Annotated in this window: 14 protein-coding genes and 1 riboswitch; of the genes, 1 reads left to right on the forward strand and 13 read right to left on the reverse strand. The window is 46.3% G+C overall.

The annotated features are described in order from the left end of the window. Position 1: 1 nt before the first annotated feature. The 5 genes from PPM_RS15495 to PPM_RS15515 form a co-directional block, all read right to left on the reverse strand. On the reverse strand, positions 2–718 hold the full coding sequence (locus PPM_RS15495) for a response regulator transcription factor (protein WP_013371713.1): 717 nt from the start codon (positions 716–718) through the stop codon (positions 2–4). 109 nt (positions 719–827) lie between these two features. Beyond that, complete coding sequence (locus PPM_RS15500; RefSeq protein WP_013371714.1) at positions 828–1,586, reverse strand: pseudouridine synthase; 759 nt, start codon at positions 1,584–1,586, stop codon at positions 828–830. Positions 1,587–1,664: 78 nt separating this feature from the next. Continuing rightward, a complete protein-coding gene (locus tag PPM_RS15505) occupies positions 1,665–2,195 on the reverse strand; it encodes a spore maturation protein (protein ID WP_014599983.1) in 531 nt (176 codons plus the stop codon). Between the two features lie 7 nt (positions 2,196–2,202). Further along, complete coding sequence (locus PPM_RS15510) at positions 2,203–2,946, reverse strand: nucleoside recognition domain-containing protein (RefSeq protein WP_013371716.1); 744 nt, start codon at positions 2,944–2,946, stop codon at positions 2,203–2,205. Between the two features lie 63 nt (positions 2,947–3,009). Further along, entirely contained in the window at positions 3,010–4,272 is a 1,263-nt protein-coding gene (locus tag PPM_RS15515) for a D-alanyl-D-alanine carboxypeptidase family protein (RefSeq protein WP_013371717.1), read from the reverse strand. A 210-nt stretch (positions 4,273–4,482) separates the two neighbouring features. On the opposite strand from PPM_RS15515, the gene PPM_RS15520 reads away from it, so the two are divergent. Beyond that, the gene (locus PPM_RS15520; protein WP_013371719.1) at positions 4,483–5,205 is read left to right on the forward strand and encodes a hypothetical protein; all 723 of its coding nucleotides are present in this window, start codon (positions 4,483–4,485) and stop codon (positions 5,203–5,205) included. A gap of 90 nt (positions 5,206–5,295) precedes the next feature. On the opposite strand, the gene ytfJ is transcribed toward PPM_RS15520, so the two are convergent. From ytfJ to PPM_RS15560, 8 genes are all read right to left on the reverse strand, one after another. Continuing rightward, positions 5,296–5,787: a GerW family sporulation protein gene (ytfJ, locus tag PPM_RS15525; protein WP_013371720.1), complete on the reverse strand. Its 492-nt coding sequence runs from the start codon at positions 5,785–5,787 to the stop codon at positions 5,296–5,298. 99 nt (positions 5,788–5,886) lie between these two features. After that, positions 5,887–6,600, reverse strand: coding sequence for a DUF2953 domain-containing protein (locus tag PPM_RS15530; RefSeq protein WP_013371721.1), 714 nt, complete (start codon positions 6,598–6,600; stop codon positions 5,887–5,889). A 142-nt stretch (positions 6,601–6,742) separates the two neighbouring features. Continuing rightward, positions 6,743–7,351, reverse strand: coding sequence for an SMC-Scp complex subunit ScpB (gene scpB, locus PPM_RS15535; protein ID WP_013371722.1), 609 nt, complete (start codon positions 7,349–7,351; stop codon positions 6,743–6,745). Continuing rightward, the gene (locus tag PPM_RS15540) at positions 7,320–8,114 is read right to left on the reverse strand and encodes a segregation and condensation protein A (RefSeq protein WP_040103467.1); all 795 of its coding nucleotides are present in this window, start codon (positions 8,112–8,114) and stop codon (positions 7,320–7,322) included. Before PPM_RS15540 ends, scpB begins: the two co-directional genes overlap by 32 nt. A gap of 173 nt (positions 8,115–8,287) precedes the next feature. Continuing rightward, positions 8,288–8,752, reverse strand: a complete 465-nt coding sequence (gene ribE / locus PPM_RS15545; RefSeq protein WP_013371724.1) for a 6,7-dimethyl-8-ribityllumazine synthase — start codon at positions 8,750–8,752, stop codon at positions 8,288–8,290. Between the two features lie 29 nt (positions 8,753–8,781). Further along, a complete protein-coding gene (gene ribB, locus PPM_RS15550; RefSeq protein ID WP_013371725.1) occupies positions 8,782–9,465 on the reverse strand; it encodes a 3,4-dihydroxy-2-butanone-4-phosphate synthase in 684 nt (227 codons plus the stop codon). Between the two features lie 64 nt (positions 9,466–9,529). Further along, a complete protein-coding gene (gene ribE / locus PPM_RS15555; RefSeq protein WP_013371726.1) occupies positions 9,530–10,195 on the reverse strand; it encodes a riboflavin synthase in 666 nt (221 codons plus the stop codon). A 329-nt stretch (positions 10,196–10,524) separates the two neighbouring features. Beyond that, positions 10,525–10,697: riboswitch (FMN riboswitch) on the reverse strand. 68 nt (positions 10,698–10,765) lie between these two features. Next, positions 10,766–11,233, reverse strand: a complete 468-nt coding sequence (locus tag PPM_RS15560) for an IDEAL domain-containing protein (RefSeq protein ID WP_013371727.1) — start codon at positions 11,231–11,233, stop codon at positions 10,766–10,768. Positions 11,234–11,430: the final 197 nt, after the last annotated feature.

Genomic DNA, 11,430 nt, shown 5'->3' on the forward strand with positions numbered 1-11,430 from the left:
GTTATTTTGGAACCTCCAGCTTATAACCTACGCCCCATACGGTCGTAATCATAGCCGCTGCCTCTGGCGATACCTTATTCAGCTTTTCACGAAGCCGTTTCACATGCGTGTCCACGGTGCGTAGATCACCAAAAAATTCGTAATTCCAAACATCTTTCAGCAGTTCTTCGCGTGAGAAGACTTTATCTGGCGACACCGCCAAATAATGCAACAGCTCGTACTCTTTAGGCGTTAGACTGATTTCAATTCCGCCTGCAGTTACCCGGTGTGCATCATGCTCAATAATAAGATTTGGAAAAACAATACTATTGCTTGGCACAGCCTCTTTCGTTAAAAAAGCAGTCTCCGACGACCGTCGTAAAATTGCCTTTACCCGATAAATGACCTCTCGCGGGCTGAAGGGCTTGACCACGTAATCATCAGCTCCGACTTCGAAGCCTTGCACGCGGTTCACTTCCTCGCCTTTGGCTGTCAGCATAATCACAGGTGTAGATTTGGTTTGGCGCAGCCGTGTACACACTTCAATCCCGTCCATACCCGGAAGCATCACATCGAGCAAAATAATACTGTAATCGCTTGCAGTCGCTTTTTGGAGAGCAATCTCGCCATCCTCAGCTTCTTCAATCTCGTATCCTTCTTTTTCCAGATACATCCGCAGAAGGCGGCGAATGCGTTCTTCATCATCTACAATTAATATGCGGTTGCTTTGTTCTGACATATTCCCAGCCCCTTCGCTAAAAAAAGCATTCTCTCTATTTTACTATTTTCCCGTGCTTGGTCAAACTTTACTCTCATCCAATAGTCTCTTTACGCCAAAAAGGCCGGGGTTATGACCCCCGTCCTGTCCGTTTCTTTTTCGTGTTGTCTGATTTGGCAAGTTGAATGAGACGGTTGATTTCGTCCTTGGTTAGGGGTCTGGTGAGACCACGCTTCAAGTTTTGAAGCAATAGATCCCCAAAAGCAATCCGCTTGAGTCGGATGACTGGGTGCGAAATGGCCTCAAACATCCGTCTTACCTGGCGATTTCTGCCTTCATAAATGGTAATCTGGATCACAGATTCCTTACCGTCCGGATCTACATCCTTATATTCTACCTCGGCCGGTGCAGTAATGCCATCCTCCAGCACGATTCCTTTTTTCAGCTTGTCCAGCTCAGTACCGTGCGGAACGCCTTTGACTGTAGCCACATACGTCTTCGGCACATGATGCTTGGGATGGGTGAGCAGATTGGCGAACTCTCCGTCATTGGTAAGCAACAGCAGCCCTTCGGTGTCGTAATCAAGACGTCCGACCGGATATACGCGTTCCTTGACGCCTTTTAGATAGTCAGACACAATTTTGCGACCTTCCGGATCGGAAGCGCTTGTAATGACCCCTTTGGGTTTGTTCATCATCAAATAGATTTTTTTCTCAGTTTTGATCGGGCGTCCCTTTACTGTAATCATATCTTGATCAGGGTCTGCTTTCGTTCCCAGCTCAGTTACGGTAACCCCGTTTACTTCCACACTGCCCGCCTGAATAAGCTCCTCACATTTACGTCTGGAAGCTACACCGGCTTGGGCCAATATTTTCTGCAATCTTTCCATGTTCGCTAATTCACCTCATGCTAATGATACCCATCCATGAGCAAAATCACAACCCCCGTTCAAAAAACGATGCAAAATTCAAAATACAAGCAAACAAATGGCAATAGCCGCCACAAAACCAACCACATCTGAAAATAGTCCCACCTTCAAGGCATATCGTCCATTGCGGATACCTACCGCACCAAAATATACAGTTAATACATACAGCGTCGTATCTGTGCTGCCCTGAATCGTTGAAGCAATCCGACCGATCATGGAATCGGGACCATAAGTGCGAATTAGATCCGTCGTGAACGCAAGTGAACCAGTGCCCGTCAATGGACGGAGCAAGCCTAAAGGCAGCACCTCGCCAGGTACGCCCCAGTTTTTAATCCACGGGGTTACCCAGGATATTACATAGTCCAAAGCGCCGGATGCTCGAAAAATGCTAATCGCCACCATCATGCCTACAAGATGAGGAATAATGCTGATGGCGGTAGAAAAGCCGTCTTTGGCTCCATCTACAAAAGAATCGTAGACAGGGACCTTTTTGGCATATGCATATAAAGGAATAAAAGCAAGAATAACCGGGATGGCCCAAGTCGATACGAGGTTAATAAAATTCAGCATGCCTCCCTCATCCTTTCCAAGTGGTGTCCCTGCCCTTGGTAGCTGTGATTCCCGTTCGCGGCACGGCAGGTGAAGATATGGGCGGTACATGTGAAGAAGCCACAGATGTTGGTGCTTGCGAGGTACGTGGCGCCAAGGAGGTCTGGGATGGCGGATTCGCTGGAGGACGGCGGCGCAATTCTCGACTACGATACCAACGATCCGCCGCAATGGCAGCAAAGGTGGCTATTGCGGTCGCCACCAGTGTCGTTCCGACGATTTCAGCCGGGTGGGCGGAATGAAAATTTAGCCGAATGGCGATCAACGTTGTAGGAATAAGCGTAATGCTGGCTGTATTCAGCGCGAGCAGCGTACACATGGCAGGTGTAGCGGTTTGCTTATCAGGATTGAGCGTTTGTAACTCTTGCATCGCCTTGATCCCCATGGGCGTTGCTGCATTCCCCAATCCGAGCAGATTGGCGCTCATATTGGACAAAATGTAGCCCATAGCGGGATGATTACGCGGAACATCAGGAAAGAGAAAGGCGACCAAAGGAGAAAGCAGCTTAGATATTTTCTGCAAGAGCCCACCGTCTTCAGCCAGCCTCATCATGCCCATCCAGAATACCAGCACACTTATCAGTCCAAAGCATACTGTAACACCCGTAGTTGCCCCGTCAAAAGCCGCCTTCGTCACCACCTCTATATTTCCCTGTGCGGCTGCAAATACAAATCCTATACAAATCAAAGCCACCCATATGAGATGAATCATGACTGATTCCCCCTTTTCCCAATGATGTGACACCGCAGCTTTATAGCATCAAGCCTACTTGCCTTATGATCTGAACAGATTTTTAAGAATTTCATTCCATTTGCTCGTCCAACCTCGTGGCTGAGTATGGTTTGCAGGAACTTGTGCAGTCGGAGCCTCCTGCTGTGGCTGTACAATAGTTTGAGTAGGCAGCTTACTACCTTTTTCATATACAGGAACAGAACCGATCAATTTACCTTCCAGTAAAAATTCGACCCGTCCTCGTAAACCAAAAGACACGTCAGCTCTATCCGCCGAAGCGGAATTTTTAAACAACACCAGTCTTTTGTGCAATTGAGTCTTCTCACCATCATGTAGAGGATAAGAGAAACTCGCCCCTGTCAAGAGGGGGTAACCATCAATAGGCTGCTGCTTGTCCGTAATCGGAATGAGAGGATAATATCGAAAGCCGTAATCAAGCATACGGGCATGGTCATTCCAATCGTCCCCGTCATTCAAGGTAACAGCAGCGAGCTGGCGCCCCTCACGTGTGGCCGAGCTGACCAGGCAACGAAACGCTTTTTTAGTGAAGCCTGTTTTTACACCGTCAGCTCCCTCATACAGCCGCAGCATTTTGTTTTTATTATGCCATGAATAGTCCCAGGAATCGTTGGGGTTCGGTGCTTTCTTCAGTTCTGTTTTTACGATACGGGCAAAAGTTGGGTTATGCAGCGCATAAGCAGTGAGCCGGGCCATATCGTTGGCTGAGGAATAATGTCCATCGGCATCCAGCCCATGAGGATTAGCAAAATGCGTATGGTTTAGCCCAAGCTGAACCGCCTTGTCATTCATTAAATGGACAAATCCCTCCTCTGTCCCCCCAACATGCTCGGCAATGGCAGAAGCTGCATCATTACCCGAACGGAGCATTAAGCCGTATAGCATATTTTCCAGCGTCATTTGTTCACCCATTTGCAGAAAAAGCGAGGAGCCTTCTTTGGCATACGCCGTTGAACTCACTTTTACTCGGTCCTGCAAGCGTCCATGTTCAATGGCTACAATCGCAGTCATAATTTTGGTTAGGCTAGCTATTCGGAGCTCCCGGTCACCTTCGGCTGAATATATGATCCGTCCTGATGTGACATCAATTAAAGAAGCAGCCTGTGCATGAGTTCCTAACGCGGGCGGTGTTGCTTCTGTTGTCACCGCTCCCAGAACAGGCTGTGGACTCAGCAATGTAAGCGGCAATGACAAAACAAACATAAGCGCTAGCGGTAAAACAAATGCGCGTGCCTTATTCTTAAAATGGCTGTGGTCCGCATGGATATGTTGTTTTTTTTTAAACATTTGGATTCCTCCGGTTTTGAGCAAGTCTTGTACCATTCTATGTCCAAGCTGTTCAAAGTATGTCCACCTTTATAACAGAAAATTCCTTGTACAGGATAGTCATTAGCCGCTCCTCTTTTGCTTTCTTTCTATGTTAACCAAGCAACTTGCACTCCTGAACACATATAATATTAGTTACTAAACGTTAAATATGAATCGGGGGGTTACAACATGCAGCGATTACAGTTTGAAATGATTTTAAGATCGCGGATTGTAGAATCCGCACAAGCATTGCATCAAAGTGGTGTATCCTTCGCCACTTTTGCTACCGCGCGTTGCAACCCACAATTTTGGGAGTTAACGGAAAAAGGCGGTTTTCGGATCAAAGCAGGTGTCACTCCGGCGCAAGGAATCAAAGATATCTTTATAAACGGTCAACAATACGCTTTTGAATGTGCAACAGCAATGGTTATTGTGTTGTACAAAGGAGTACTGGATTCCATTCTAGAAAGTGAGTTTAATCAGATTTTTGCAGATATGCTGTTGTATGATTGGCACTATGACAGTGATCTCAGGCTTATACAACAGCAAGGCAGCCATAAAGCGGTTCCTGGGGACATTCTGTATTTTAACAATCCAGATGTGTCGTCCGATGCATTGGAATGGAAGGGAGAAAATGTCATCAAACTGAAGGAAGATTCTTTCTATGGCCATGGGATTGGCATCTTGCCGGCTCAAGGTATTATTGATTCTCTTAATCGACATCGTCGCCCGGATGCCACGGTATCTGCTTATATGACGAATGAAGTGATCTACCCTGACTTCGTTTACCTATCCCAGTTCGCACCCGAAGAAAACCGAAAAAATGAACTATCAGTGAATACATTTTATTACCAAGAATTCAGTCACTGTATACATGCTGTCATTGGTGGAAGGCAGTATATTCAGGAATAGAGGCGAGTTGATACTAAAAAGAAGGTATTCCTAGGCCACGCTCGGCTTGGGGATACCTTCTTGAGAGCACACTTTTAATTTCAATAACTTTTACAAGTAAGCCGGTCCAGATTGACTTTGGTCAGTATTAGCATTTGCAGGTACCTGTGGAGGTGGAGTCTGCATGTTGCTGCCTGAATTCTGGAAGATAGACTGAACCTTATCGATCAGGTATGGTGTGGAGTCGATGATTTTCTCAAACAGATGCGTTTGATTGTCCAGCGGAACGATTTGTGCTCCCTGTTTGCCGACAACTAGAAAGGCAATGGGATGAATAGATACACCACCACCGCTACCGCCACCAAAAGGATGTACTTCCTTCCCACTATGATTACCGGATGCTGAGGAAGTATGGAGCGCCTCTTCATCTACGTTAAAATCACTTCCCCCGGCTGCGAACCCAAATCCTACCTTACTGATTGGCAAAATAACGGAACCATCGGGTGTTTCCACCGCGTCTCCCACAATCGTATTCACGTCCACCATGGCCTTGATGTTCTCCATCGCGGTTTGCATGAGCCCTTGAATCGGATGATCTGACATGTTTTATTCCTCCTCTGCTTATCTCAAGCGTAGACTGCTTTTCTTTCGCTATTGTGCGCAAAGGTTCAGGGAAATATGTATGTCAATCCTCTACACTGTTTATTCCTCACTGCTGGCTTGTTGATTCTCAGGATTTTTGGAAATAACCCGCTTCCATGCCTCTGGTCCTCCCGGAACACGCCATATGCGGAAAGCTAATCTGAGCATGGAAAAGATTAAATAACCGAGCGATATTTTTGCTTCACAGTTCAAGATGGTAGTAAAACGTAGTCGGTCCACCCAATAAGGCACAACAAACACCTTTGGGGTACAGTCCATGCGCACAATGCTGGAAGCAAAACCGATCAAGGTCGTTTTTAGCCCCCATAACATACCAGTTGAGGTCGCTGTATAAGCTGCGTCAGCCAGACTAATATTGGTAGACCACTCCATTTTGGACACTGTTACATGGGCCAATGTATGTCGCAGCCATCGCTGTAAAGATTGTGTTCCTTTGAGCAAAACCCGTATATCATGTATAAATTGCTTGATTTTTTCGATATCAATATTTCCGCTATCCACAGAAGCATCCGTTTTATGTATGTTTTTATTGCGGTCAAGCCGATAGAGAAGCCCTTTTTTCAAACCTGTTATGAGAATGGCTGGAATATCGTAATCCATTTTGACCAACCCGTACAGAATTCTGATCTCTAGATGCGCCCGATCATCATTGTCATGCTTGGCAATTTCCAGCTTCAATCGAATACGAGAGAGCAGAATAGCCAGTACGATGAATATAACGATGATGGTGGCGATACTGATCCATTTCCACACTGGCGAGTCCTCCCTACCCTTTTGCTATAGAATATCATGGCAAAAATAGTATGACCCTTCGGCGGAAAATCATGCATCTTAAAATGCCAAACAGCCAGCCCTCAACAACGTAAGGACTGGCTGTCTTTTAAATTTTATGAACTTAGGATTCCAGATCCGAATCGTTCTCTGCAGGCTGGCTGCTCTCCAGACGCTCGAACAATAGCTGTGTCTCTTCTTCCAAATTGTCTGAATCCTCGAACTGCTCCGGTTGCGGCAGATCTTCGAGAGAGCCTAGACCGAAATAATCCAAGAATGATTTCGTCGTTCCATACAATATTGGTCGTCCGATGGCCTCAGCTCGACCTTTCTCTTCAATGAGCTCCTTGTTGACCAGTGTATGTATGGCCCGCTCGGATTTGACACCCCGAATTTCTTCGATTTCAACTCTTGTAATGGGCTGGCGATAGGCCACAATAGCCAGTGTCTCCAAAGCAGCTTGAGACAGTGAGGCACGTGCCGGAGAGTAGGCGAGCTTTTCAAAATAGGGTGCATGTTCGGATAAGGTTGCAAGCTGATAATGGCCAGCAATACGGACAAGCTGCAGGCCTCTTCCTCCCTGCTCCATGTCCTGTTTCATATCCTCCAGACACTTTTCAACCAGCTCTTGCTGCTGCTCTACAATGTCGGCGATCTGCTTGGTGGACAACCCTTCCTCTCCCGCAAGAAACAGCAGCCCCTCAATAATTGATTTCAGCTTCAGATAATCCATTAACCCGTAAATCCCCTCTCCACTCCATTACAATATCATCGAAAAGCTTCTCCTGATAACAGAAGATTTGCTTCATTTTCATCAATTCAAGGATAGCCAAAAAGGTTACAACCACCTCATGCCGATACATGTCCTCATGCATCAGCTTGGAGAACAGCAACCGTCCTCCAGTCCCCACCATCTCTAACGCCCCGATAACTTGCCGGATACGGTCCTTGACTGAAATTTCGTCCCGATGAACACGGGTTACCGTCGTACGTCGTTCAGCTTTGCGCAATGCACGCTGAAAGGCCGCGACCAAATCACTTGCATGCAGCCCATGCACCGGATTCGCGGGTTCGGTTGGCAAGAATGCGCTCAAATCTTCCGGCTCCTTGCCATAAATCAGACTCCGTTCCCACTCACGTTCACTCAGGTGGCGAGCAATCCCTTTGTATTTGCGATACTCCACCAGCTTGCGAACCAGTTCCTCGCGTGGATCATAGTCCTCTTCTTCATAATAATCCAAATCGTCATATTCCATCACAGGTGGCTTGGGAAGCAACAATTTACTCTTAATGGATAAGAGCGTCGCCGCCATCACTAGAAACTCGCTTGTAATGTCCAGCTCCAGCTCCTGCATACTGTGCAAAAAAGCCATGTACTGATCAGTAATATCGCTAATCGGGATATCCTGAATGTCAATCTCGGCTTTATCAATCAGATGCAACAGTAGATCCAGCGGACCCTCGAATGTTTCCAGCTTGTAATTTACGACTGTCAATGTGCTTCCCCCTGCCTTACTCCAATCATCATTCAACAATACCTTTCCCCATTAGCACTTATGCTCTACGTTATCAATCCCTCTTTCTGTAGTATATACGTCATCGCCTTGCTTAACAATCCAATCCCTTTTCCACTTTGCAGTTTATGCCGTTCTTTCAGCCATTTATATCATTAGAACTGCTTACCGAGATTGGCCATTTCAATCGCAGCCAGCGCAGAATCCCAACCTTTATTACCAGCCTTCGTACCTGCTCGTTCAATAGCCTGCTCAATATTTTCCGTAGTCACTACACCAAAAATAATGGGGACACCCGTTTTCAGACTGCTTGCCGCCACACCCTTGGCCACTTCATTGCAGACGATATCATAGTGTGAAGTAGAGCCACGGATAACCGTGCCAAGCGTAATGACGGCATCATATTTTCCGCTTGCAGCCATTTTTTGTGCAATAAGTGAGATTTCAAATGCACCCGGCACCCATGCTACATCAATTTCATCTTCCTGTGCACCATGTCGTTGAAGTGCGTCAAGCGCACCACTTAACAGTTTGCTTGTAATAAACTCATTAAATCTGCCCACCACAATACCATACTTTAAACCACTTGATACAAGATTACCTTCCAGAAAACGTGCCATGCTTATCAACCTCTCTTTTTTTGAATTATTTACAATGACAAACGACGACGGTATTCAATTAAATGTTGAATGCTAATCAGCTTCAATTGATGTCGCTTGGCGATCACGGCCAAATCAGGCAAGCGGGCCATTGAGCCATCTTCCTTTATAATTTCGCAAATGACCCCGGCGGGCTTGAAGCCGCTGAGTCGGGCCAGATCGACAGCCGCTTCAGTATGACCAGCGCGTTGCAAGACCCCACCATCGCGAGCAATTAGCGGGAACATGTGACCAGGTTTGCGGAAATCGCTGCCCGTGATTGCTTCGTCGGCTAAGGCGCGAACAGTCAAAGAGCGCTCGGCCGCTGAAATCCCCGTTGTTGTCTTCATATGATCTACCGATACCGTAAAGGCGGTACCGTGAAAATCTGTGTTTTGCTCTACCATAGGATGCAATTCCAATGCCTCGGCTCTGTGCTGTGTGATCGGCACGCAGACCAACCCGCGACCTTCTGTAATCATGAAGTTGATGACCTCAGGCGATGCTTTTTCAGCCAAAGCGATAAAGTCGCCTTCATTTTCCCGCTGTTCATCATCCACTACAATAACGACTTTGCCGTTCTTTAAATCCTCCAATGCTTCTTCGATGGAATCCAATCGAATCTCTTCGTCATGGTGCAACTCGCCCTGCTCCATGATGTTTGTCGTCGCACTTGTTTGGATGCCTCTATCCATAACCCTCTCCTCCTTATGTCTTAAGTCACGAATGCTCCTGAACCAAATTTTCTATCATTCTGTATCAAGCAAAGCCGTGTTTCGCCAAATAGTCCAAACTAAGAGGAGCTTGATCTGCTCTCTCCATCGGTACTGAACCTCTGTAATGTAAAAGCTGCTCCACATATTTGCCCAATATGTCGCATTCAATATTCACAGTGTCTCCCTCACGTTTGGCTTGTAAGGCCGTTTCGGCTAAGGTGTGGGGGATGATGGATACGGCAAAGCTATCTCTCGTACGCTGCGCGACTGTGAGGCTGATACCATCAATTGTAATTGACCCTTTGAGGAGAACATATTTGAATAATGCTTGATCAGAAGGCTCAACTTCGAACACAACCGCATTCTGGTCTGATGTCACTCCGCGAATCGTACCCGTTCCGTCTACATGTCCCTGTACGATATGTCCTCCGAACCTTCCATTCGCCGCCATCGCCCGCTCCAGGTTGACTCGGCTGCCGGATCTGAGTTCCCTTAGATTACTGCTGCGAAAAGTCTCTGGCATCACATCAACCTTAAAATCTTTAGTACCAATCTGTATTGCCGTCAGGCAAACCCCATTTACCGAGACACTATCGCCGATTTTCAAATCGCCCAATACCACAGAACCCGAAATCCCCAGCACCATCGCTTCACCGCTCTTAGAAATACTTTGAATGCGACCCACTTCCTCGACCAATCCGGTAAACATGCTTTCACTCCTTTCCACTACATTTCAGTTTATCCCTAATTCATCTGCTGTAAGCGCAAATAACCCCCAGTCAGGATTCAATCCGTCATGGGGGTGATGAGAGTCACGTATGTAGTATACAAGCGCAGTTCATGTATGTCTTAAAATGACATGAAATCATAGGTTTGCCAAAAGAAAGCATGATCGAAGATACAGCAATTACGCTCAGAACGTTATCAAAAAGAAAGCTAAAAAAAGCTATCGTCTGATGCTGTCCTACAACGAAATAAGCCGTACGTACTTTTAAGTATGCTAAAAATTGGCACATGCCACGTCATGCACATGCGCTTCGTATCCTTCTCCCATCCAGACTATACTGTCGGTCCCGGAATTACACCAGGTCCACCTTCTGCTGATTGTTCAGCATCCGGGTCACGGACTAAGCCATGCTGTGTTCACAGAAGCGATTCACAAACATGTCATCACCGCCGGTGGGGAGTTTCGCCCCGCCCCGAAGGATCTTGCTCTTATTTAATTGAATTAACATTAAACTTGTTACGTATATTAGCACCGACTTCAAAAAAAAGCAAGTTATCTAATAGAAGCTCCTGCTTTGGTTTTGACATATTGGCTGGAGAGTTCTTCAAACCAGGATTTATCATTCATATGAAGTGCCAGATCAATCAGATCGGCCAGTTCGTCGACTCCAAGCTGTGTATCATGGTCAAAGGTAATAACGGCCGAAGCGACAGGTCCTCGCTCTCCCTCAGAACATGCTTCATAATCCAGTCGTACATCCACATGTCCATCAATAAACTCGCATTTTAGAAAATAAATAATTTCACACATTAAAATAGGGCGCACTTGTGTTTCTAACACGCAATCCATCACCTTGGCAGAATAATGCTGGTTCGTCAGCGTGAATTTGTGTTCAGTTGCCGCCAGCGATGCCCGTCCAAAATCATCCGTAAACTTGAGTTCCACTGGCGTGATGTTCATAACCTTGGGGATTTGCTTCTTTATAATTTCAATTATTTCAACTGTATTCAGCTTAATCATTACCTGCACCTCATTGCATCTTAAAATTCAGAAGAAAACTTTATAACATGCCTTCTATAGGCCTCCACTCCTATATCGGAAATCATTACCTGTTTTTTTATGCCTCAATCCATAAACGCAAAAAAAGATTCCTTGCGCAGCAAGCGCAAGGAATCTCAATCGAACTGGTGCCGAAACAGCGGCTAACAATGTTACAC

Source organism: Paenibacillus polymyxa M1 (assembly GCF_000237325.1).
GTDB lineage: Bacteria > Bacillota > Bacilli > Paenibacillales > Paenibacillaceae > Paenibacillus > Paenibacillus polymyxa_C.